This window comes from Castellaniella defragrans 65Phen (assembly GCF_000612685.1).
Taxonomy (GTDB): domain Bacteria; phylum Pseudomonadota; class Gammaproteobacteria; order Burkholderiales; family Burkholderiaceae_B; genus Castellaniella; species Castellaniella defragrans.
This window is the reverse complement of sequence record NZ_HG916765.1, coordinates 997,404-1,018,245: the sequence shown is the minus strand read 5'-3', so window position 1 is coordinate 1,018,245 and position 20,842 is coordinate 997,404. Positions and strand designations below refer to the sequence as shown.

18 protein-coding genes, 1 tRNA gene and 1 pseudogene are annotated in these 20,842 nt (G+C 70.5%); 11 read left to right on the top strand and 9 right to left on the bottom strand.

Annotated elements, in window-relative coordinates:
- Window positions 1-121: 121 nt before the first annotated feature.
- From mutS to cysG, 5 genes are all read left to right on the top strand, one after another.
- Window positions 122-2,719 (top strand): DNA mismatch repair protein MutS, encoded by a 2,598-nt coding sequence (mutS, locus tag BN940_RS04535; protein WP_043680618.1) that lies wholly within the window; start codon window positions 122-124, stop codon window positions 2,717-2,719.
- 103 nt (window positions 2,720-2,822) lie between these two features.
- A complete protein-coding gene (locus tag BN940_RS04530) occupies window positions 2,823-4,034 on the top strand; it encodes a cupin domain-containing protein (RefSeq protein WP_052355606.1) in 1,212 nt (403 codons plus the stop codon).
- 146 nt (window positions 4,035-4,180) lie between these two features.
- Entirely contained in the window at window positions 4,181-5,983 is a 1,803-nt protein-coding gene (locus BN940_RS04525) for an assimilatory sulfite reductase (NADPH) flavoprotein subunit (protein ID WP_043680615.1), read from the top strand.
- 76 nt (window positions 5,984-6,059) lie between these two features.
- The gene (gene cysI / locus BN940_RS04520) at window positions 6,060-7,778 is read left to right on the top strand and encodes an assimilatory sulfite reductase (NADPH) hemoprotein subunit (RefSeq protein WP_052355605.1); all 1,719 of its coding nucleotides are present in this window, start codon (window positions 6,060-6,062) and stop codon (window positions 7,776-7,778) included.
- The gene (gene cysG, locus BN940_RS04515) at window positions 7,775-9,226 is read left to right on the top strand and encodes a siroheme synthase CysG (RefSeq protein ID WP_052355604.1); all 1,452 of its coding nucleotides are present in this window, start codon (window positions 7,775-7,777) and stop codon (window positions 9,224-9,226) included. The genes cysI and cysG overlap by 4 nt, the downstream gene beginning before the upstream one ends.
- A gap of 118 nt (window positions 9,227-9,344) precedes the next feature.
- Here cysG and BN940_RS18310 read toward each other — a convergent pair.
- The 7 genes and pseudogenes from BN940_RS18310 to BN940_RS04485 all read right to left on the bottom strand — a co-directional run bounded on the left by BN940_RS18310 (window position 9,345) and on the right by BN940_RS04485 (window position 14,864).
- Window positions 9,345-9,555 (bottom strand): annotated as a pseudogene (locus BN940_RS18310) (BrnA antitoxin family protein).
- On the bottom strand, window positions 9,539-9,808 hold the full coding sequence (locus BN940_RS04510; protein WP_043680612.1) for a BrnT family toxin: 270 nt from the start codon (window positions 9,806-9,808) through the stop codon (window positions 9,539-9,541). Before BN940_RS04510 ends, BN940_RS18310 begins: the two are co-directional and overlap by 17 nt.
- 134 nt (window positions 9,809-9,942) lie before the next feature.
- A complete protein-coding gene (locus BN940_RS17835; RefSeq protein WP_084330513.1) occupies window positions 9,943-11,235 on the bottom strand; it encodes a methyl-accepting chemotaxis protein in 1,293 nt (430 codons plus the stop codon).
- 135 nt (window positions 11,236-11,370) lie between these two features.
- Window positions 11,371-12,486, bottom strand: coding sequence for an outer membrane protein assembly factor BamC (gene bamC / locus BN940_RS04500; RefSeq protein ID WP_052356038.1), 1,116 nt, complete (start codon window positions 12,484-12,486; stop codon window positions 11,371-11,373).
- An 11-nt stretch (window positions 12,487-12,497) separates the two neighbouring features.
- Window positions 12,498-13,400 carry a 4-hydroxy-tetrahydrodipicolinate synthase gene (dapA, locus tag BN940_RS04495; protein WP_043680608.1) on the bottom strand — a complete coding sequence of 301 codons (903 nt, stop codon included), beginning with the start codon at window positions 13,398-13,400 and terminating at the stop codon, window positions 12,498-12,500.
- An 81-nt stretch (window positions 13,401-13,481) separates the two neighbouring features.
- On the bottom strand, window positions 13,482-14,135 hold the full coding sequence (locus tag BN940_RS04490) for a site-2 protease family protein (protein WP_043680606.1): 654 nt from the start codon (window positions 14,133-14,135) through the stop codon (window positions 13,482-13,484).
- A gap of 102 nt (window positions 14,136-14,237) precedes the next feature.
- A complete protein-coding gene (locus tag BN940_RS04485) occupies window positions 14,238-14,864 on the bottom strand; it encodes an L-threonylcarbamoyladenylate synthase (protein WP_043680603.1) in 627 nt (208 codons plus the stop codon).
- A 194-nt stretch (window positions 14,865-15,058) separates the two neighbouring features.
- Here BN940_RS04485 and BN940_RS04480 point away from each other — a divergent pair.
- The 5 genes from BN940_RS04480 to BN940_RS04460 all read left to right on the top strand — a co-directional run bounded on the left by BN940_RS04480 (window position 15,059) and on the right by BN940_RS04460 (window position 18,847).
- A tRNA-His gene (locus BN940_RS04480) sits at window positions 15,059-15,134 on the top strand.
- Window positions 15,135-15,303: 169 nt separating this feature from the next.
- Window positions 15,304-15,732, top strand: coding sequence for a multidrug/biocide efflux PACE transporter (locus tag BN940_RS04475; protein WP_043680601.1), 429 nt, complete (start codon window positions 15,304-15,306; stop codon window positions 15,730-15,732).
- Window positions 15,733-15,774: 42 nt separating this feature from the next.
- Window positions 15,775-16,077, top strand: a complete 303-nt coding sequence (locus BN940_RS04470) for a hypothetical protein (protein WP_242404270.1) — start codon at window positions 15,775-15,777, stop codon at window positions 16,075-16,077.
- A gap of 4 nt (window positions 16,078-16,081) precedes the next feature.
- Window positions 16,082-17,536 carry a phospholipase D-like domain-containing protein gene (locus tag BN940_RS04465; RefSeq protein ID WP_043680598.1) on the top strand — a complete coding sequence of 485 codons (1,455 nt, stop codon included), beginning with the start codon at window positions 16,082-16,084 and terminating at the stop codon, window positions 17,534-17,536.
- 78 nt (window positions 17,537-17,614) lie between these two features.
- Window positions 17,615-18,847 carry a trans-sulfuration enzyme family protein gene (locus BN940_RS04460; protein ID WP_043680596.1) on the top strand — a complete coding sequence of 411 codons (1,233 nt, stop codon included), beginning with the start codon at window positions 17,615-17,617 and terminating at the stop codon, window positions 18,845-18,847.
- 7 nt (window positions 18,848-18,854) lie between these two features.
- Here BN940_RS04460 and BN940_RS04455 read toward each other — a convergent pair whose 3' ends face one another.
- Entirely contained in the window at window positions 18,855-19,352 is a 498-nt protein-coding gene (locus tag BN940_RS04455; RefSeq protein WP_043680593.1) for a hypothetical protein, read from the bottom strand.
- Between BN940_RS04455 and BN940_RS18815 the strand changes: the two genes are divergently transcribed.
- The gene (locus BN940_RS18815; RefSeq protein WP_158386229.1) at window positions 19,339-20,145 is read left to right on the top strand and encodes a hypothetical protein; all 807 of its coding nucleotides are present in this window, start codon (window positions 19,339-19,341) and stop codon (window positions 20,143-20,145) included. The genes BN940_RS04455 and BN940_RS18815 overlap by 14 nt on opposite strands.
- Here the strand turns inward: BN940_RS18815 and BN940_RS04445 are convergent.
- The gene (locus BN940_RS04445; RefSeq protein WP_043680587.1) at window positions 20,054-20,533 is read right to left on the bottom strand and encodes a carboxymuconolactone decarboxylase family protein; all 480 of its coding nucleotides are present in this window, start codon (window positions 20,531-20,533) and stop codon (window positions 20,054-20,056) included. The genes BN940_RS18815 and BN940_RS04445 overlap by 92 nt on opposite strands.
- Between the last annotated feature and the right edge of the window lie 309 nt (window positions 20,534-20,842).

Here is a 20,842-nt window from a genome sequence, read left to right as displayed (position 1 = left end):
GCAAACAAAGGGTCCCCGTGCCAGAACCATCGCTCACTGACACACCCCTCCCCCTGACACCCCCGCCCCATTGAACGATAATACGTACCTCCCCGTTCCACCCCCTGTCAGCATTCCGTCCATGTCCACCCCCGATCTCTCCGGCCACACCCCCATGATGCAGCAGTACCTCCAGCTCAAGGCCCAGGCCGGGTCGCATCTGCTGTTCTATCGCATGGGCGACTTCTACGAGATGTTCTACGACGACGCGGAACGCGGGGCGCGGCTGCTGAACCTGACGCTGACCAAGCGCGGCACGTCCAACGGCGCGCCGATCCCGATGGCGGGCGTGCCGCACCATGCCATGGAAAGCTACCTGGCGCGGCTGGTGGCGATGGGTGAATCCATCGCCATCTGCGAGCAGATCGGCGACCCGGGCGCCAGCAAGGGGCCGGTCGAACGCCGGATCGTGCGGGTGGTGACGCCCGGCACGCTGACCGACGACGCGCTGCTGCCGGCCGACGACGACCGCCGGATCGCGGCCCTGATCACGGGGCGCGGCCACGGGCGCGAGACCGTGGGCCTGGCCTGGATGAACCTGGCCAACGGCGACTTCAAGGCCTGCGAATCGACATCGGAACTGCTGGACGCGGAACTGGGCCGCATCGCGCCCGCCGAGCTGGTCTGCGCGGAACAGGCGGACACCGGGGCGCTGGAGGCCTGCGGCCTGGACGCGGCGATCAGCCGGGTGCCGGACTGGCACTTCGAGGCCGACGGCGCGCGCGACACGCTGCTGCGCCATTTCGGCGTGAACGACGTGGGCGCCTTCGGACTGGACCACCTGCCGCTGGCGACGCGGGCGGCGGGCGCGCTGCTGCGCTACGTCGGGGCGACGCAGGCCCAGGCGCTCAACCATGTGCACAGCCTGGCGGTGGACGCGGGCGGCGACTACGTGGTGCTGGACCCGGCCACGCGGCGCAACCTGGAAATCACGGACACGCTGAACGGCGGCGACGGTCCGACGCTGTTCAGCACACTGGACCACGCCCGCACGCCCATGGGCAGCCGTCAGCTGCGCCGCTGGCTGCAGGCGCCGCTGCGCGACAACCCGCAGGCGCGCGCCCGACAGGACGTGATCACGCAGTTCCTGCGGGCGCCGGACGCCGATGGCGCGCTGCGCGCCCTGCGCGACGCGCTGCGGCCGCTGCCCGACCTGGAGCGCATGGCGACCCGCCTGGCGCTGGGCACGATCCGCCCGCGCGAACTCGCCAGCCTGCGCGAGGCGCTGGCGGGGCTGGACGCGCTGGCGCAGGCCACCGCATCCGCCTTCGACGCCCGGGGGCTGCTGGCCGACTGCCTGCGCGACGTGCCCGTGGACCCGGCGCTGCACGCGCTGCTGGCGCGGGGCATCGCCGCCGAACCCGCCCCGATGGTGCGCGACGGCGGGGTGATCGCCCCGGGCTACGATGCCGAACTGGATGAACTGCGCCAGCTGGCGGGCGACAACGGCGCCTTCCTGCTGGAAGTCGAGGCCCGCGAGCGGGAGCGCACCGGCATCGCCAACCTGCGGGTGGAATACAACCGCGTTCACGGCTTCTTCATCGAGGTCACGCGCGGCCAGGCCGACAAGGTGCCCGACGACTACCGCCGCCGCCAGACGCTGAAGAACGCCGAGCGCTACATCACGCCCGAACTGAAGGCCTGGGAGGACAAGGTGCTGTCGGCCCGGGACCGCGGCCTGGCGCGCGAGAAACTGCTGTACGAGCGGATCCTGGCGCAGGCGGCGGAGCACGCCTCGGCCCTGGCGCGCAGTGCCGCCGCCCTGGCGCGGATCGACGCGCTGGCCGGGCTGGCCCACCACGCGCGCGCCCACGGCTGGGTGGCGCCGGAGCTGTCCGACGACGTCTGCCTGGACATCCAGGCGGGCCGCCATCCGGTGGTGGAACACAGCATCGAGTCCTTCACCCCGAACGACTGCCGCATGGACGAAGAGCGCCGCATGCTGCTCATCACGGGGCCGAACATGGGCGGCAAGTCCACCTACATGCGCCAGGTGGCGCTGATCGCGCTGCTGGCGCGCGCCGGCAGCTACGTGCCCGCCGCGCGGGCGCGCATCGGTCCGGTGGACCGCATCTTCACGCGCATCGGCGCGGCCGACGACCTGGCGGGCGGGCGCTCGACCTTCATGATGGAGATGATGGAGGCGGGCGTGATCCTGGGGGCGGCCACGCCGCGCAGCCTGGTGCTGATGGACGAGATCGGCCGGGGCACGTCCACCTACGACGGCCTGGCGCTGGCCTGGGCGATCGCCCACCGGCTGCTGACGCACAACCGCGCCCTGACGCTGTTCGCCACGCACTATTTCGAGATGACCCGGCTGCCGGAGACGGCCCACGGGGTGGTCAACGTCCACCTGGCGGCGGCCGACGCGCCCGACGGCGTGGTCTTCCTGCACGAGGTGCGCCCGGGGCCGGCCAGCCAGAGCTACGGCCTGCACGTGGCCCAGCGCGCGGGCATCCCGCCGGTGGTGATCCGCCACGCGCGCAAGGAACTGGCCGAACTGGAGGCCCGCAACCGGGCGGGTTCCCAGCTGGCGCTGTTCGTGCAGCAGGCCGAGGACGAGTCCGGCGGCGACCCGGACGCACCGCTGCGCGCCGCCTTGCAGGCGCTGGAGCCCGACAGCCTCAGCCCGCGCGAGGCGCTGGAGCTGATCTACCAGCTGCGCCGCGACTTTCTCTGATGGATACGCGCGCGGCCCGGACCGGAATCCAGTCCGCCGCGCATGCGCGGTGCCCGGTCCGCCGGCCCGCCCGCCCCCCGAGGACACTCCAGGACACCCCGCCATGCACACCCCGACCCCCGCTCCCGCGATCCCCGACATCGACCGGCCCACGCCGCTGCTGGGCGGCCTGACGCCGCAGGAATTCATGCGCGACTACTGGCAGAAGAAGCCCCTGCTGGTGCGCCAGGCCATCCCCGGCTTCCGGCCCCCGGTCACGATCCGCGACGTGCAGACGCTGGCCCGCCGGGAAGAGGTCGAGTCCCGCCTGATCACCCACGGCGAGCGCGGCTGGTCGCTGAAGCATGGGCCGTTTCGCCGGCTGCCGCCCGCCACGCAGCCGAACTGGACGCTGCTGGTGCAGAGCGTGGACCTGCACGACGACGCCTCGGCCGCGCTGATGCGGCAATTCCGCTTCATTTCCGACGCCCGGCTGGACGACCTGATGATCAGCATCGCCACCGACGGCGGCGGGGTCGGGCCCCATTACGACAGCTACGACGTGTTCCTGCTGCAGGGCCACGGCCGGCGCCGCTGGCGCACCAGCCGGCAGGCCGACCGCGCCCTGGTGCCGGGGCTGCCGCTGAAGATCCTGGCCGATTTCCAGCCGGACGCGGACGACGTCCTAGAGCCGGGCGACATGCTGTACCTGCCCCCGCACGTCTGCCACGACGGCGTGGCCATCGGCAACGACTGCATGACGCTGTCCATCGGCTTCCGCGTCCCCAGCCAGGCCACCCTGGCCCGCGGCCTGCTGGAAGCGGCCGCCGACCAGATTTCGGCCCAGCACCTGGGCGACCCGGGGCTGTACGGGCACCCCTGCCTGCCCGGCCCGGACCTGGCCGCGCTCTACACCGACGCCGGCGCGCCCGCCACGCGCACTCCGGCGGCCCTGCCCGACTCGCTGGTGCGGGCCACGCTGGACACCCTGTCCAGGATCCGCCTGGACCACGCGGTGGCGGCCCGGTTCCTGGGCCAATGGCTCACCTCGCTGCCCGACAGCGCCCTGTTCGATCCGGCCGACGAACCCCTTTCGCTGAGCGCCGGGGTGCCCGCGGCGGGCCGGCTGGTCCTGGACCGCTGCACGCGGCTGATGTACTGCGACCGGCAGCTCTTCATCAACGGCGAGGTCGCGCCCCTGGCGGCCGCACCCGGCCTGGAGGCGCTCGCCGACCAGCGCGCGCTGGAGGCCGACGCGGTGCGCCGCCTGGCCCCCGGGACCCTGGCCCTGCTCGACGAATGGCTGGCGGAAGGCTGGCTCCACTGGGAAGCGTGAACCCGGTCCACGCCGCGCCTTGCAAGGCGCTCCTATTCGTCAGGCAATTTGCTTATGCCCGCATAAAAACATAAGCATCGGTTCGTTCACGATATGAAGGAAGCGTCCCAGAATGGACGCTTCCTTCATTTTCACAAGACCGTGCCATGCTCGCGCCGAACTACCTGCCCGAAGCCCATCATTCCCTGATCGCCGAACTGGCCGACACCCTGGAATCTTCCAGCCTGCACTGGCTCTCGGGCTATTTCGCGGGCGTCGCCCAGGCGCGCCAGCCCGCGCGGGAAACCGCGCCCCCGCTGGCGGTGGCCGCCGCCGCGCCCGACGCGGCGCAGCGCCTGACCATCCTCTACGGCAGCCAGACGGGCAATGCCAGGCGCATCGCCACCGCGCTGCACGAGCAGGTGCGCGCCCAGGGGCTGGAGGCGCGCCTGGTGCGGGCCGACCAGTACAAGACCAAGGAACTGAAGGACGAGCAGCTGCTCTACGTGGTCATGAGCACCCAGGGCGACGGCGATCCGCCGGACGATTCCATCGCCTGGGTCGAATTCCTGCTGGGCAAGCGCGCGCCGAAGCTGCCGCGGCTGAAATACGCCGTGCTGGGCCTGGGCGATTCCAGCTATCCCTCGTTCTGCGGCATCTCGCAGAAGATCGACGCGCGCCTGGCCGAACTGGGCGCGCAGCGCCTGCAGGACGCGGGCGCGGCCGACCTGGACATCGAGACGGTCGCCGCGCCCTGGCAGGCCCGCGCCCTGGAACAGGCGCGCGAGGTCCTGAAATCCGCCGCGCCGGCCGCCTCCCAGGCCACCGTGACGCCGCTGCGCCCCCAGGCCGAGAAGTTCACCCGCGACCATCCGTTCCAGGCGGAAGTCCTGCTGAACCAGCCCATCACCGGGCGCGACAGCGACAAGGACATCCGCCACCTGGAGCTGTCCCTGGACGGCAGCAAGCTGCAGTACGAGCCCGGCGACGCCCTGGGCGTCTGGCCCGTGCAGGACGACACCCTGGTCGCCCGCGTGCTGGAAGCCACCGGCCTGAACGCGATCGACCCCGTCGAGCACCAGGGCGTCCAGCGCCCGCTGGGCGAATGGCTGGGCCGCTACCGCGAACTGACGGTGCTGACCCGTCCCTTCCTGGCCGCCCTGGCGGAACGCGCGCAGAGCGGCGAGCTGGCGGCGCTGCTGGCGCCGGACGCCCGCGAGCGCCTGGCCGCCTACCTGGGCACGCACCAGTTGATCGACGCGCTGCGCCAGTGGCCGGCGCGCTGGACCGGGCAGGCCCTGGTGGCGGCCCTGCGCCCGCTGACCCCGCGCCTGTATTCCATCGCCTCCTGCGCGGCGGTGGCCGAGGACGAGGTCCACCTGACGCTCGGGCACGTCGCCTTCGAGCTGGAAGGCGAATCCCGCTGGGGCGTGGCCTCGCACTTCCTGGCCGAACGGGCCGAGGGCGACACGATCCCGGTCTTCATCGAGGAAAACACGCGCTTCCGCCTGCCGGCCGACGCCTCGCGCGACATCATCATGATCGGCGCCGGGACCGGGGTGGCGCCGTTTCGCGCCTTCGTCCAGGCCCGCGCCGAGGCGGACGCCCCGGGCCGCAACTGGCTGTTCTTCGGCAACCCGCACTTCACCAGCGATTTCCTCTACCAGGTCGAATGGCAGCAGGCGCTGAAGGACGGCCACCTGGATCGCATCGACCTGGCGTTCTCGCGCGACCAGGAGGAAAAGATCTACGTCCAGCACAAGCTGCTGGCCCAGGGCGCCGACGTGTACGACTGGATCCAGGCGGGCGCCCACGTCTACGTCTGCGGCGACGCCGACCGCATGGCCCGCGACGTGCACGCCGCCCTGCTGGAGATCGCCCGCGACCACGGCGGCCTGGACGAGGAAGGCGCCCGCCAGTGGCTGGACGACCTCGCCGCGCAAGGCCGCTACGCGCGCGACGTGTACTGAACGTCCCGCTCCCGTCCCATTCCCTGGCCGGGGTTCGCGCCCCGGCCAGTTTCCTATTCGACTCCGACACCACGACATGAGCATTTCCCCCCTGTCCCCCCTGGAAGACATCAAGACCCGCAGCCGGTTCCTGCGCGGCACCATCGCCAAGGAACTGGAAAACCCGGTCACCGGCGCCATCCCCGAAGCCGACACCAAGCTGCTGAAGTTCCACGGCAGCTACATGCAGGACGACCGCGACATCCGCGACGAGCGGCGCAAGCAGAAGCTGGAGCCGGCCTACGCCTTCATGGTGCGCGCGCGTCTGCCGGGCGGCGTGATCAGCCCCGACCAGTGGCTGGCGCTGGACGAACTGGCGCAGAAATACGCCACGCGCGGCCTGCGCATCACCACGCGCCAGACCTTCCAGTGGCATGGCATCCTGAAGCGCAACCTGCGCGCCTTCATGCAGGGCATCCACGACGCCCGCGCCACCACCATCGCCGCCTGCGGCGACGTCAACCGTCAGGTGATCAGCTCGGTCAACCCGCACCTGTCCAGCCAGCACGCGCTGACGCAAGCCTGGGTGCAGCGCCTGTCCGACCACTTCCTGCCGCGCACCAGCGCCTACGCCGAGATCTGGCTGGGCGGCGAGCAGGTCGGCGAAGCGGTCGACGAGGAGCCCATCTACGGCAACGATTCGGCCTACCTGCCGCGCAAGTTCAAGATCGGCATCGCCATCCCGCCGACCAACGACTGCGACGTCTTCGCCAACGACCTGGGGCTGGTCGCCATCATCGAGAACGGCGAACTGCAGGGCTTCAACGTCGCCGTGGGCGGCGGCATGGGCGCCACGGCGGGCGACCCGACCACCTACCCGCGCCTGGGCACGCTGATCGGCTTCACCCGGCCGGAACACGTGGTCGCCGTGGCCGAGGCCGTGGTCACCCTGCAGCGCGACCACGGCGACCGCAAGGAGCGCCAGCACGCGCGCCTGAAATACACCATCGACCGCCTGGGCGTGGACTGGTTCCGCGAACAGGTCGGCCTGCGCGCGGGCGTCCCCCTGGAGCCCCTGCGCCCCTATCGCTTCGCACACAACGGCGACCGTTACGGCTGGTCGCGCGGCGAGGACGGCCGCTGGCACCTGGGGCTGTACATCGCCTCCGGCCGCCTGTGGGACCAGGACGGCCTGCGCCTGCAGACCGGCATGCGCGAGATCGCCCGGGTGCTCCAGGGCGAATTCCGCCTGACCTGCAACCAGAACCTCGTGATCGCCAACGTGGACGAGGCCGACCGCGCCGCCATCGACGCCCTGGTCGAAGAATACGGGCTGGACGGCTACAAGGAACAGAGCGGCATCCGCCGCCACCACATCGCCTGCGTCGCCCTGCCCACCTGCGGCCTGGCCATGGCCGAGAGCGAGCGCTACGCCCCCGTCCTGCTGCCCAAGCTGGAGGCCCTGCTGGATGCGCACGGCCTGCGCGACGCGCCCATCCTGCTGCGCCTGTCGGGCTGCCCGAACGGCTGTTCGCGCCCCTACCTGGGCGAAATCGCCCTGGTGGGCCGCGCCCTGGGGCGCTACGACCTGCGCCTGGGCGCCGATTTCATCGGCGAGCGCCTGAACGTCCTGTACCGCGAAAACGTCGCCGAGGCGGAGATCCTGTCCAGCCTGGACGCCCTGTTCGGCCAGTACGCCCGCGAGCGCGTCGCGGACGAAGGCTTCGGCGACTTCCTGGTGCGCGTCGGCGTCATCCAGGCGGATCCGCGCGGCCCGCATGCCGCGGTTCCCGACCGCAAGGCGAGCGCCGCATGAACCACTTCCCGCTGTTCGCCGACCTGAAGGAGCGCACCGCCGTCGTCGTCGGCGCGGGCCTGGTGGCCGAGCGCAAGATCGCCCTGCTGCGCGCGGCCGGCGCCCGGGTGATCGTCAGCGCCCGCGCGGCCCATCCCCAGGTGCTGGCGCGCGCCCGCGCGGGCGAGATCGAGCTGCGCCTGGGGGAATTCGATCCCGCCCTGCTCGACGAGGCCTGGCTGGCCGTCGCGGCCACCAGCGACCGCGCGCAGAACCGGCGGGTGGCCGACGCCGCCGCGGCGCGGCGGCTGTTCTGCAACGTCGTGGACGATCCGGAGCTGTCCAGCGTCCAGGTGCCGGCCATCGTGGACCGGTCCCCCATCACCATCGCCATTTCCTCGGGGGGCGCGGCGCCGGTGATCGCCCGGCGCCTGCGCGAACGCATCGAATCGCTGTTCGACCCGGCCCTGGGCGCGCTGGCCGCGCTGGCCCAGCGCAAGCGGCCGGCCATCCGCCAGGCCCGGCCGCAGTTGCGGCCGCGCCGGGATTTCTACGACTGGCTGCTGGACGGTCCCGTCCTGGGCGCTCTGCGGCGCGGCCGCGCCGGCGAAGCGGAAGCCCTGCTGGACCAGGCCCTGGCCGCGCGCAATCCGCCCCCGGCGGGCAAGGTGCTGCTGGTCGGCGCCGGCCCCGGCGACCCGGGCCTGCTGACCCTGCGCGGCCTGCGCGCCCTGAACGAGGCCGACGTGATCCTGGCCGACCGGCTGGTGAGTCCCGCCGTCCTGGCGCTGGCGCGGCGCGACGCGCAGGTGATCGACGTGGGCAAGGCGCCCGGCGGCCCGCACGAATCCACCCAGGCGCGCATCCACGCCCTGATGGTGTCGCACGCCCGCCAGGGGCGCTGCGTGGTGCGCCTGAAGGGCGGCGACCCGATGGTCTTCGGGCGCGGCGGCGAAGAGCTGCAGCACCTGAAGCGCCACGGCATCGCCTACGAAGTCGTGCCCGGCATCACCGCCGCCCTGGCCTGCGGCGCCTACGCCGGCATCCCGCTGACGCACCGCGGCCACGCCCAGTCCCTGACCCTGGCCACGGCGCACCGGCAGGCGGGCGCATCCGGGCGGGACCGGCCCGCCGCTTCCGGGGACGGCGGCGACGGCCGGACCCGGGTGTACTACATGGGCGTGGAACGCCTGCCCGAGCTCAGCGCCCGGCTGCTGGCCGAAGGCCACGCCCCCGGCCTGCCCTGCGCCCTGGTGGAAAACGGCTCGCGCCCGGAACAGCGCACCCTGCACGCCACCCTGGGTTCGCTCGCGCACGCCGCGCAGCGCCACGCCATCCGGTCCCCCGCCCTGGTCATCGTCGGCGCAGTCGCCGCGCTGGGCCCGGACCTGGCGTGGTTCGGCGAAACCGTGCAGGCGGAGACGGCCTCGGCCGGCGATTCCGCCGCGCGGCAGCAGGCCGCCGCCTGAGCATTCTTCTTGTGGCACGGCCCGTAGAGGGCCGTGTCAGCCGTACGACGCGGGCTGGATCTTCGTAAAGCGATCCGTCAAATCCGGAAAGTTCGGGCTTTTTTCCACCGACCGCCGCCTACGCCCGTCCTTCGCCAGTCACGGCCTTCTTGAGAGCCTCATTCATCCTGGTCTGCCAGCCTGGGCCGCCCGCCTTGAAGGCATCGATCACCGCCTTGTCGTAGCGGATCGGTTCCCGGTTCGTAGGTATCCGGATCCGCGGCAATGCCGCGGTCGATCGCCGCGTCCTCCACGGACGTCGGCAGGATCAGCTTACGTTTGCTCGACATAGTTCCGTACCTCTCGTGAATCGGCCTTGCGCAGACTGATGACGTGCATCTTGTCTTCGCGCTGCGTGAACACCACGCAGTACAAGCGGTCGTCGATGACCGCATAGCCGATTTCCCGAACCTCGCCGTCATCCTGGCGCGTGTCGGGCTTGGCCATCACCTCCGGCCAGTCGATTCCCTGGGCCAGCGACAGCGAGATGCCATGCTTGCGCTGGTTGCTCTTGTCCTTGGCCGGATCGAAGGCGATTTCCATATTATTGTTGTTGTAGTTACGAAAAATATGACGGGCAAGCTATTTTTGTAGCTACGAATGCCTATTCGGGAACGGCGCAGGCGCGGCGGCGTCTTCCGGGTATCGAGGCTGAGGCATTGCATGGCGACCTCCGGCTACTTCAAGGCGTGCACCCCGGCCGCGGGCCGCCGACCCCGGGTTTTCCGGCCGCCGCGCTCGGCCTCTTCCAGGCCCGTCAGGGCCTGCTTGATCGCGCCGTAGGCGGGGCGCCCCTGCGCGGTGATCTTTTCCCGCACCGCCTCGAAGCGGCCGCGCCGCGCCAGGTCGAGGATCTCGCCGCGCACCACGCGGTAGTTCCGCAGGGCCTCGGCGAACCGCTCCCGCGCCGCCGGGTCCCTCGAACGGCGCAGGTAGCGCGCCCAGGTCTCGTCCATGAGCTGGTCGATCTCGCCGATGCGCTCGATCACGGGCTTGATTTCCTCGTGGCTGTCGGCGTTCTTGATAAGGATGTTGCAGGCCCGCATTTCCTCGGCGCAGGTCGTCAGCACGTCGAGCTCCCTGCGCCCGGGCAGCAGTTGCGCGGTGCCGCGCTTGAGCTGGCCGATCTGCCCCTGGACCAGGCGCAGGTCGACGTTGCTCTTGCCCACCCATTCGACGGACTGGCGCGCCGAGGCCGAGAGGGACTCGATGTCCTGGCCGATGCGGTGGCTCAGCCCGCTTTGCGTGCGCGCCGCTTCGGTCATCTGGCCGGAGGCTTCCAGCGTGCGGCTGGAATGCTGGCTGATGTCGGTCAGGGCCTGGCCGGCCTCCTGGGCGTGATCCACCCCCGCCTGGATGTCGGTCAGCACGGTGTCGAGGAATCCGCCGGCCTCGGCCGTGCTGGCCGAAATCGCCGAGATCATCTCGCGGATCTGCACGGTGGCCTCGTCGGTGCGGGCCGCCAGCTTGCGGACCTCGTCGGCCACGACGCCGAAGCCGCGCCCCTGCTCGCCCGCCCGGGCCGCCTCGACGGCCGCGTTCAGCGACAGCAGGTTGGTCTGCATGGCGACGTGCTGGATCAGCCCGAGGATGCCCTCGATCTCCTGGGTCCGGCGCACGACCTCGCGGAAGCGGTCGCTGAGGCTGTCGGCCGAACGCGCCAGCGCGGCGAGCCGCGCCGTGGTCTGGCCCAGCAGTTCGTCGCCCCGGCGCGCCAGCGCGTGCATGCTGTCCACGCCGTCGCGCGTGACCTCCGCCGACTGCACGACGGTCTCGACGCTGCGCGCCAGCGCGTCCATGCTTGCCCTCAGGCCGGCCAGGATGCCCGTCTGCTCGCGCGACAGGGTGACCACGTTGGTGAAGGAGGACATCATGCTGGCGTTGTTGACGGTGATGTCCAGCGCCTGCCGGTCCAGGCTCTGGATGTCCTGGGCGACGCGCCCGCTCATCCAGCGTATCCGCATGCTCATCTTCGTCTCCTGTGTTTTACTAACATATTAGCTTGAGAGACGGATGGCAACAAGTAAAAAAGCCTCGCCGGTCGGTGTTCCGGCGAGGCTCGCGTCGCGTGGCGGACGGGCGGGCGGAGCCCGCGAGGGTCCGGCCTACTCGGTTTCCTTCAGGTTTTTCGCCAGCACCGAGAGGATGCGGCGCGCCGTGGCGTCGGTCTTGGGCTGGCCGGCGGCGTCGCGCACGCTGACCTCGGTGCCGCCGCCCTGCTGGGCCAGGTGGATGCGCAGTTTCTGCGGCTCGGCGGTGTTGCGCGTGCCGAAGACGCGGCCGAAGAAGGTCTGCTGCTCGATCTGCTCGCCCGTGTCGGTGTCCAGGTAGCGGATGTAATAATCGCCCTGCTCTCGATTGCGGTCCTCGACCGTGAAGCGCGCCGCATCGATGGCCACGCCCACGCGGCGCCACGCCCGGTCGAAGGGTTCGGCCACGGTCAGCGAGGTCTGGTCCTGAGCGAGCTGGGCGGCGGCGACCGTGCCGGCGCCGGTCTCGGCGGCCTTGACCTTCTGCGCGGCCTGCTGCTGGTCGGTGCCCAGGTAGACCATCAGGCGGGCCAGCATGGCGGCGTTCAGGCCCGGATCTTCCTTGCCGAAGACCCACTTGAACGCGGTGCCGTCGCCCGTGGGGGTTTCTTCCATGTGCTGGTGGCTGATGTAGACCTCGGTCTTGCCGTTGACGCGCTCCAGGCGGGTCGTGAAGCGGTCGCGCTCGCCGCTGTCGAAGACCTGGTCGAGCACGCTGCCCAGGGCGCTGCGCAGCCAGCCCTCGGGGATCTTGGCGCGGTTTTCCGCCCAGTCGGTCTCGATCAGGCCGGCCTGCGCGTTCTGCGAATGGATGGTGAAGCCCTGCTCGCCCCAGAATTCGATGATCTTCGGGTACAGGTTTTCGGCGGTCTCGTTGACGACCAGCCAGCGCAGCGTGCCGTCGCGCATGACTTCGATGCCGGGCGCCCGGGGCAGCACGCGGTCGGCCGGGTTGACGCTCTGCACGCCCTGGCTGGCGCGGTAGTCGCTCAGGCGGGCGACGCCTTCGGGGGCCACGTAGTGCGTGTTCTTGTTGGCCTGGGTCAGGTCGGGCGGAATCGACAGGGGTTCGCCCGTGACGGTGCTCTTGTATTCGACGGACTCGGTCTGGCCGGTCAGCTGGCCGAGGGTCGAGCAGGCGGACAGGGACAGCAGACCCGCCAGCACCAGGCTGGTCCGGGCGAGCGGCATGCGTTTCATCATCACAGGGAACCTGCCTCAATCAGGGCTTGGCGCACGGCGGTGCGCAACGAGTCGGACAAGGGTGTCAGGGGCAGGCGGTAGCCGAGCTGGGTCAGGCCCATTTCGGCGACGGCCCACTTGACGGGGATGGGGTTGGCTTCCAGGAACAGCACCTGGTTCAGGGCCGCCAGCCGGTTGTTCAGGCGGCGGGTTTCGGGCACGTCGCCGCGCAGCGCGGCGGCGCACAACTCGTGCATCAGGCGCGGCGCGACGTTGGCGGTGACGGAGATGTTGCCGCGTCCGCCCAGCAGGATCAGCGCGGCGGCGGTGGCGTCGTCGCCGCTGAAGACCTGGAAGCCTTCCGGCGCGGCCGCGATCAGCTGGGCGCCGCGGGCGATGTTGCCGGTGGCGTCCTTGACGCCGATGATGCCGGGCACCTGGGCCAGGCGCAGGATGGTCTCGTTGGACAGGTCCGCCACCGTGCGGCCCGGCACGTTGTACAGGATGCTGGGCAGGTCGCCGGACTCGGCGATGGCGCGGAAGTGCTGGTAGAGGCCTTCCTGGGTGGGCTTGTTGTAGTAGGGCACGACCGTCAGGCCGGCGGCCGCGCCGGCGGCATAGGCGTGGCGCTGCAGCTCGATGGCCTCGGCGGTGGAATTGCCGCCGGTGCCCGCGATCACGGGGATGCGGCCGTCGGCGTGGCGCACGGCGAGCTCGATGAGCTCGGCCTGCTCCTGGACGGTGACGGTGGGCGATTCGCCCGAGGTGCCGACGACCACCAGGGCGTCGGTGCCCTGCGCGACGTGCCAGTCGATCAGTTTCCGGAAGGCCTCCAGGTCCAGTTGCCCGTCGGGATGCATGGGCGTGACCAGGGCGACCATGCTGCCCTGAAAGACTGGGGTCGATGAATCCGAGCCGGCCATGATGAGGAATGCCTCCGCAAGACGCCCGGGATAGGCCCGGGCGAAACAAAAAGCCAAGTTTACCGGATTCGGACCGCCGATCTACAAAAATCCGCTGACGACCCACTGCCCCAGCTTCAGCAGCGGCAGCATCAGGGGCCAGAGCCAGCCGAGCATCATCAGCACGATCAGGATCACCAGGCCATAGGGCTCGATGCGGCCGTAGCGCCAGGCCAGCCGCGCGGGCAGCAGGCTGAAGACGATCCGCCCGCCGTCCAGCGGCGGCAGCGGCAGCAGGTTCAGCGCCATCAGGATCAGGTTGACCTGGACCCCGGCCTGGGCCATCAGCGCCCAGAAATCGCCCGGGCCGCCGATCAGGCCCAGCATCAGCATGGCGCGCAGGAACAGCACCCAGCCGATGGCCATCAGCAGGTTGGAGGCCGGCCCGGCGAGCGCCACCCACAGCATGTCGCGCTTGGGCCGGCGCAGGCGGCTCCAGTTCACCGGCACGGGCTTGGCCCAGCCGAACAGCAGCCCGCCGCCCATGAGCTTGGTGGCGAACAGCAGCACCAGCGGCACGACGATGGTGCCCATCGGGTCGATGTGCCGCAGGGGATTGAGGCTGATGCGGCCGGCCTGCTCGGCCGTGGGATCGCCGAAATGGCGCGCCACGTACCCGTGCGCCGCCTCGTGCAGGGTGATGGCGAACAGGACCGGCAGAGCGTAGACCGCGATGGTCTGGATCAGATTGTCCACGGGAACTCGGGCGAACGAAGCGCCGGCCGGCGGCCGGCAGATTCCGTAAGCATAACCGCTCGCCCGGATCGTCCGCGCCGCGCCATCGGCCGGCGCCCCCGCTCAGGCGATGCCGAGGGTGGCCGGGTCGCCGCGGCCCGCCCGCACGACCTTGGGCGGGTCTTCGGTGAGGTCGATGACCGTGGTGGGCTCGAAGGGGCAGGAGCCGCCATCGACGATGGCGGCCAGATCGTGCGCATAGCGGCCGACGATGTCCTGCGCGTCGTTCAACGGCAGGGTCTCGTCCTGGGGAATCAATGTGGTGGAAAGCAGCGGCGAGCCGGCGGCTTCGATCAGGGCGAGCGCCACCCGGTGGTCGGGCACGCGGATGCCGATGGTCTTGCGCGAGGGGTGCGAGACGCGCCGGGGGACTTCTTTCGTGGCTTCGAGGATGAAGGTCCAGGGGCCCGGCGTGGCCAGCTTCAGCAACCGGTACTGGGGATTGTCGACCTTGGCGAAGTGGCTGATTTCCGCCAGGTCGCGGCACAGCACCGTCAGGTGGTGGCGTTCGTCCAGGCCGCGCAGCCGGCGCAGGCGCCCGGCGGCGTCCTTGTCGTCCAGGCGCGCCACGACGGCGTAGCTGGAATCGGTGGGGACGGCGACCAGCCCTCCCTCGGCGAGGAGCTCGCCGGCTTGCTGGAGCAGCCTGGATTGCGGGTTTTCGGGATGGACGACGAAGATCTGTGCCATGAGCATTCCTTATGGGAGGGGTCCGGCCATCCCGGATCCGGCCCCGCCGGGGAGCCCGATCCCGGACGGCCCCGGTGAACCGCTGAAATCGAATCCGTAGCCGATAACATGACCTAAAACGCAGTGGCGATCAAGGGCCGGAGCGCCGCCTGCAAAAGGATTCCAGTCATGCTAGAATTCCCGTTCTTTGAGTGGTGACCGTAGCTCAGTTGGTAGAGTCCCGGATTGTGATTCCGGTTGTCGTGGGTTCGAGCCCCATCGGTCACCCCACCCCCCTTTCCCTGTGAAAAGCCGCGCCATGCGCGGGTTTTCACCGCGCGAAAGCCGGAACGGACTTCCGGACCTGGGGAGGCTTTGTCCCGGGTTCCCGGGCTGGCGGGGACGGCCCCGTCCGATCGCATCCACGCGGTGACGGCACCGCCGCAGCGAACCGCTTTCCATGCAGATCCACGACCGCCCGCTGGGCGAACGCGTCTTTCACGCACTGACGTTTGAAATCCTCGCCATCGGCATTTCCGCCCCCCTGGCCGCCTGGATCACCGGGCGCAGCATCTTCGACATGGGCGTGCTCACCGCCGTCGTCGCCACGATCGCGGTGCTCTGGAACATGCTCTACAACTGGCTGTTCGACCGCCTGCAGGCGCGCGTCGGCTTCGACCGCACCTATGGCGTGCGGGTGGCGCATGCCATCGGCTTCGAGGGCGGCCTGATCGTGATCGCCATTCCCTTCGTCGCCTGGTGGCTGGACATCTCCGTCTGGCACGCCCTGGTGCTGGACATCGGCTTCGTCCTGTTCTACCTGCCCTACGGCTTTCTTTTCAACCTGGGGTATGACAAGATTCGGCAGAATCTGATCACAGCCGACTGACAGGCCCGGCAGCGCGTCCGGGCCCTCCCCCCGGAACGCAGCATGGACACCCCTTCCGACACGACCCCGGCGCCCCAGGCCCCCGAGTGGTCCCAGGCCCCCGACGGCTGGGACTGGTCCGCGCAGGACGCGGACGGGCGCTGGTACTGGTACCGCACCGAGCCCGTGCCCGGCATCGGCGGCGGCATCTGGCGCTCGAATTCCCGCAACCAGCAATTCGCCGCCGCCGGCCGGCCCAACCCGGACTGGCTCGAATCCCTGCGCCGCCGGCCCAGCGCGGCGCAAGCACCCGGCCCCGGCGGGCCGCCGCCCCCCGCCGGTCCGGACACGCCGCCCCGGCCCTGAGCCCATGAGCGTCCTCACCGAGTTCCTGCGCGAATACTGGCCGCACCTGGCGGCCCTGCTGACGCTGGTCTTCAGCCTGGCCGTCGCGGCCCAGGCGGCCATGCAGAAGAACGACGTGCGCGCGGCCATCGCCTGGGTCGGCGTCATCCTGATGTCGCCGTTCCTGGGCGCCTTCCTGTACCTGGTCGCGGGCATCAACCGCATCCGCCACGACCAGATGTCCACCCACCGCAGCCGCCTGATCAAGGACTACGTCAACAGCGCGTACCCCGCCTTCGGCGACGTCGCCGCGGTGTCCGGCCCGCAGTTCGCCTCGCTGCGCGTGCTGTGCGACCAGGTCGGCCGGTTCCCGCTGCAAGGCGGCAACCACATCACCCTGCTCGACAGCGGCGACGAGGCCTATCCGGCCATGCTGCGGGCCATCGACGAGGCCCACCACTGCATCGCGCTGCAAAGCTACATCTTCGACCACGACCGCGCCGGCCTGCGCTTCGCCGACGCCCTGCGGCGCGCCCGCGAGCGCGGCGTCGAGATCCGGGTGCTGATCGACGCCGTGGGCGCGCGCTATTCCCACCCGCCCATCCTGCGCCTGCTGCAGCGCAACGGCATCCGCGCCGACCGCTACATGACCAATCCGCTGGGCCTGCGCTCGGCCTACGCCAACCTGCGCAGCCACCGCAAGATCCTGTTCGTCGACGGCCACCTGGGCTTCATGGGCGGCATGAACATCCGCGAGAGCTTCATGGCGTCCCTGGCGGGACGGCGCGCGGACAGCGACACGCACTTCCGCATCGAGGGTCCGCTGGCGACCCAGCTGTTCGCCGTCTTCGCCAACGACTGGGAATTCGCCACCAGCGAGCGCCTGCGCATCGAGGACTGGGTGCGCGTCTCGCCCCTGCCGCCGCCGCCCCGGGTGCCGGCGCGCTGCATCCGGACCGGCCCGGACCGCTTCATGGCGGCCACGCACCGCGTGCTGCTGGGCGCCCTGGCCGTGGCGCAGCATCACGTGCGCATCCAGTCGCCCTATTTCCTGCCCGACCAGATCCTGATCGGCGCGCTGAACACGGCGGCGCGGCGCGGCATCCAGGTGGACATCGTGATCCCCGGGCGCAACAACCTGCGCCTGGTGAACTACGCCATGACCGCCCAGCTGAGCCAGGTGCTGGAAGGCGGCTGCCGCGTCTGGCGCTACCGCAGGAATTTCGACCACTCCAAGCTGTTCACCGTCGACGACGCCTGGTCCTACGTCGGCTCGTCGAACCTGGATCCGCGCAGCCTGCGGCTGAATTTCGAGCTGGACATGGAGGTCTACGACCGCGGCCTGGCCAGCCAGATCGGACGGCGCATCGACGCGGCCATCGAGCAGTCCGAGCGCGTGACCCTGGACTCCCTGAACGCCATGCCCTACCTGAAGCAGCTGCGCAACCGGATCATCTGGCTGGCCAGCCCGTACCTCTGAATCCCCAAGGGCCCCGGGACCCCGCGCCCCGGGCGTATCATGGGCGCCTGTCCTCATTCCTGCGCAGGAGCCCGCTCCATGAATCCCTCCCAGCCCGAAGCCCCCGAAGCCGCCCCCGACGCGCCCTGGCGCGAACAGACCCTGCTGCTGCACGGCGACGCCGTCTGCGGCCACGGGGCCGACGTGGTCTCGCCGATCCACTACAGCGCCACCTTCCGCGCCGAAACCGCCGAGCAGTTCTCGGAAATGGCCACCACCGTGCGCCCGGCGGCCTTCTACACGCGCCACGGCAATCCCGTGAACAAGCGCGTCGAGGCCATCCTGGCCGGCCTGGAAGGCACCGAAAGCGCGCTGCTGACGGGCTCGGGCATGGGCGCCATCTGCACCACCATCCTGGCGCTGCTCAAGGCCGGCGACCACGTCGTGGCCCAGCAGCGCCACTACATGAGCACCTCCAAGCTGTTCGCGGAAGTCCTCCCCCGCTACGGCGTGCAGGTCAGCTTCTTCGACCAGACGGACCTGGACAGCCTGCGCGCCGCGCTGCGTCCGGACACGAAGCTGATCATGGTGGAAACGCCGGTGAACCCCAGCCTGTCCATCACGGACCTGGCGGCGGTGGCCGATATCGCCCGGGCGCGCGGCATCCTGACGGTGGCCGACAACACCTTCGCCTCGCCGCTGAACCAGCGCCCGCACGACCTGGGCATCGACATCGTGGTGCACAGCGCCACCAAATACCTGGGCGGCCACCACGACCTGATGGCGGGCGCCATCTGCTGCAGCGACGCGCTGGCCGAGACCATCTGGAAGATGCACGTCACCCTGGGCGCGGTGCTCTCGCCCATGGACGCCTGGCTGCTGCTGCGCGGCCTGCGCACACTGTCGCTGCGCATGGAACGCATCAATGCCAACGCCCTGGCGCTGGCGCGGTGGCTGGAGGCCCGCCCGGAAGTCGAGCGGGTCTTCTACCCCGGCCTGGAAAGCCACCCGCAGCACGCCCTGGCGGCGCGCCAGATGCGCGGCTTCGGCGCGGTGGTGGCGTATTCGATCAAGGGCGGCTACGCCGCCACGCAGCGCTTCGTGACCGGGCTCAAGCTGGCCACCCAGGCGGTCAGCCTGGGCGGGGTCGAGACCCTGGCCGTGCACACCGCGTCCATGTGGGCCAGCTCCATGACCGAGGCCGACATGCAGGCCGCCGGCATCGAGCCCAATTTCGTCCGCATGTCGGTCGGCGTGGAGCACGTGGACGACCTGAAGGCCGACCTGGCCCAGGCGCTGGAACGGTCGCAGGCGGTCCGGGAACCCGCCTGAGCGCGGCTTACGCCGGCATCGGGGGACGGTGGGGCACCGCCCGCTGGATGAACCGCTCGTGCGCGCGCCGGGCGGAGGCCGCCGCGGCCAGGGCCGCCAGGCCGCCCACCGCCGCGACGACCAGGGCGGCCAGTTCGGGGGACAGCTCCGTGGAACCCGCCCAGCGCTGCCAGAAGACCCCCGCCGACACCAGCACGCACAGCGCCGCGAGCGCGTTGCGCCCGCCCAGCCGCAGGCCGGCGCGCAGCGCGGCGCCCGGCGTCGCCGCCGTCCAGCCCCGGTAGCGGTGGAAATGCGTCAGGAACCGCGACAGGCTCAGGATCAGGGCGATCACCACGGCGGCCACCACCGCCAGCCCCATGGCCGACTCGACGGGCATCGAGATGCTATCGTGGGTCATCGGCATGGACTCCAGGTGCCGCCACTCCAGCCAGGCGGTCGTCGCCACGAAGGCCCCGGAGAACCCGGCCAGCTTCCAGTCAGATACAGAAATGTGTGCCGTCATGACATCCTCTCGTGAAAGACTCCCGCCTACCTTATCCGAAAGTCCGCCCGCCGCGACGCCGGACGGCGGCGATTCCGCCCAAAATGGGCGGACGGCGCGCGATCCCCGCTACGAGCGGGCCTTCGCCGCCCTCAGCTTCGTCATGAACCGGCACTTCATCGATCACCTGCTGCGGGCCATGCGCGAACTCGACATGGACGCCGAATCCCTGATCCTTCTCGGACTGGTGTCCCACCTGGGCCTGGTGCGCCTGATGGCGCCGGGCGGCGCGGGCGCGGGCGCTGATGCGGGCACGGATGCCGCCCCCGTCCGCGGGGAACCGCAGCCCGTCCGCCTGCGCGACCTGACGGTGGTCTCGCGGCTGCCCCGGGAAACCATCCGCCGCAAGCTGCTCGGACTGCGGGACGCCGGCTACCTCGAACAGCGTGGACGCGGCTGGGTGCTGATTCCCGGACGCATCGACGAGCGGATGCGCGCGTTCAACTACCAGACCCTGCGGCGCCTGCTGGCGACGGTGCGCGAGCTGGAGGCCATCCTGGTGCAGGCGGGCAGGCGGCCCGCCGCGTTCGCGGGCGGGCTGGCCGGAAAGGCGGCGAGCCCGGAAGGCGCGGCGAGTCCGGAAGACGCGGCGGGCCCAGGGCAGGGAATCGGCCGGCAAGAGACGGTCAGCCAGGAAGACGCGGCCGACCGGGGGGATGCGATCAGCTCAGGCCCGCCTTGTCCAGCCCGAACAGGGCGTCGGACGAACCCGGCACCGGCTGGAAGGCCACTCCCAGGCGGTTCCAGCCGTTGATCCCCACGATCAGGAAGCTCAGGTCGGCCAGCTCCTTTTCCGACAGCTGCTCGCGCACGCGCCGGAACAGCTCGTCGGACACGCCCTCGGGCGGCAGCCGCGTCAGGGCCTCGGTCCATTCCAGAATGGCCTTTTCCTTGGCCGTGAACAGCGGCGATTCGCGCCACACCGCGACGTGATGCAGGCGCAGTTCGCGCTCGCCCGCGATCTTGGCTTCCTTGACGTGCATGTCCACGCAGAAGGTGCAGCCGTTGAGCTGCGAGGCCCGCAGCGTCACCAGGTAGCCGATTTCCGCGAGGAAGGGATTGGCATGCAGCAGCTGGCTGAATTCGCCGTATTTGCGGGCGGCCTCGGGCGAGGCTTGGTAGTAGTTCAAGCGTTGTGTCATGGTGAATGAGATCCAGGAAAAACGTAATGAGCGGGCGCTTTTTGCCTTGGGGCGGCCCGGCGGCAAAAAAGGAGCGCTTTCCATTGTGCACCGTTTTGGTACTGATTGTCAGGCGAACCACGGTCGGCGAGCCACGGTCTGGTCTCCAGCCCGCCTCCGGCGCGGCGCGGCGCTTCCTGGCACAAAACCTGGCGCCAAAAAAGAACACCCCGGCGCCGGATCACGGTCGCCGGGGTGCGAGAGCACCCGGAAATCGCCGCAGGCTGCGCCTGTCGGCCTCGGGTCGGGTTGCGATGGCGGCGGCCGGAT

Bases quoted from the DNA above. Each gene is read 5' to 3' on its own strand.
- BN940_RS04465 (WP_043680598.1), top strand. From the start codon at position 16,082: ATGAGCGTCCTCACCGAGTTCCTGCGCGAATACTGGCCGCACCTGGCG.
- BN940_RS04475 (WP_043680601.1), top strand. From the start codon at position 15,304: ATGCAGATCCACGACCGCCCGCTGGGCGAACGCGTCTTTCACGCACTG.
- BN940_RS04485 (WP_043680603.1), bottom strand. From the start codon at position 14,864: ATGGCACAGATCTTCGTCGTCCATCCCGAAAACCCGCAATCCAGGCTG.
- bamC (WP_052356038.1), bottom strand. From the start codon at position 12,486: ATGCCGCTCGCCCGGACCAGCCTGGTGCTGGCGGGTCTGCTGTCCCTG.
- BN940_RS04460 (WP_043680596.1), top strand. From the start codon at position 17,615: ATGAATCCCTCCCAGCCCGAAGCCCCCGAAGCCGCCCCCGACGCGCCC.
- BN940_RS04525 (WP_043680615.1), top strand. From the start codon at position 4,181: ATGCTCGCGCCGAACTACCTGCCCGAAGCCCATCATTCCCTGATCGCC.
- BN940_RS04445 (WP_043680587.1), bottom strand. From the start codon at position 20,533: ATGACACAACGCTTGAACTACTACCAAGCCTCGCCCGAGGCCGCCCGC.
- cysI (WP_052355605.1), top strand. From the start codon at position 6,060: ATGAGCATTTCCCCCCTGTCCCCCCTGGAAGACATCAAGACCCGCAGC.
- BN940_RS18815 (WP_158386229.1), top strand. From the start codon at position 19,339: ATGTGTGCCGTCATGACATCCTCTCGTGAAAGACTCCCGCCTACCTTA.
- mutS (WP_043680618.1), top strand. From the start codon at position 122: ATGTCCACCCCCGATCTCTCCGGCCACACCCCCATGATGCAGCAGTAC.
- BN940_RS17835 (WP_084330513.1), bottom strand. From the start codon at position 11,235: ATGAGCATGCGGATACGCTGGATGAGCGGGCGCGTCGCCCAGGACATC.
- BN940_RS04455 (WP_043680593.1), bottom strand. From the start codon at position 19,352: ATGACGGCACACATTTCTGTATCTGACTGGAAGCTGGCCGGGTTCTCC.
- BN940_RS04470 (WP_242404270.1), top strand. From the start codon at position 15,775: ATGGACACCCCTTCCGACACGACCCCGGCGCCCCAGGCCCCCGAGTGG.
- BN940_RS04510 (WP_043680612.1), bottom strand. From the start codon at position 9,808: ATGGAAATCGCCTTCGATCCGGCCAAGGACAAGAGCAACCAGCGCAAG.
- cysG (WP_052355604.1), top strand. From the start codon at position 7,775: ATGAACCACTTCCCGCTGTTCGCCGACCTGAAGGAGCGCACCGCCGTC.
- dapA (WP_043680608.1), bottom strand. From the start codon at position 13,400: ATGGCCGGCTCGGATTCATCGACCCCAGTCTTTCAGGGCAGCATGGTC.
- BN940_RS04530 (WP_052355606.1), top strand. From the start codon at position 2,823: ATGCACACCCCGACCCCCGCTCCCGCGATCCCCGACATCGACCGGCCC.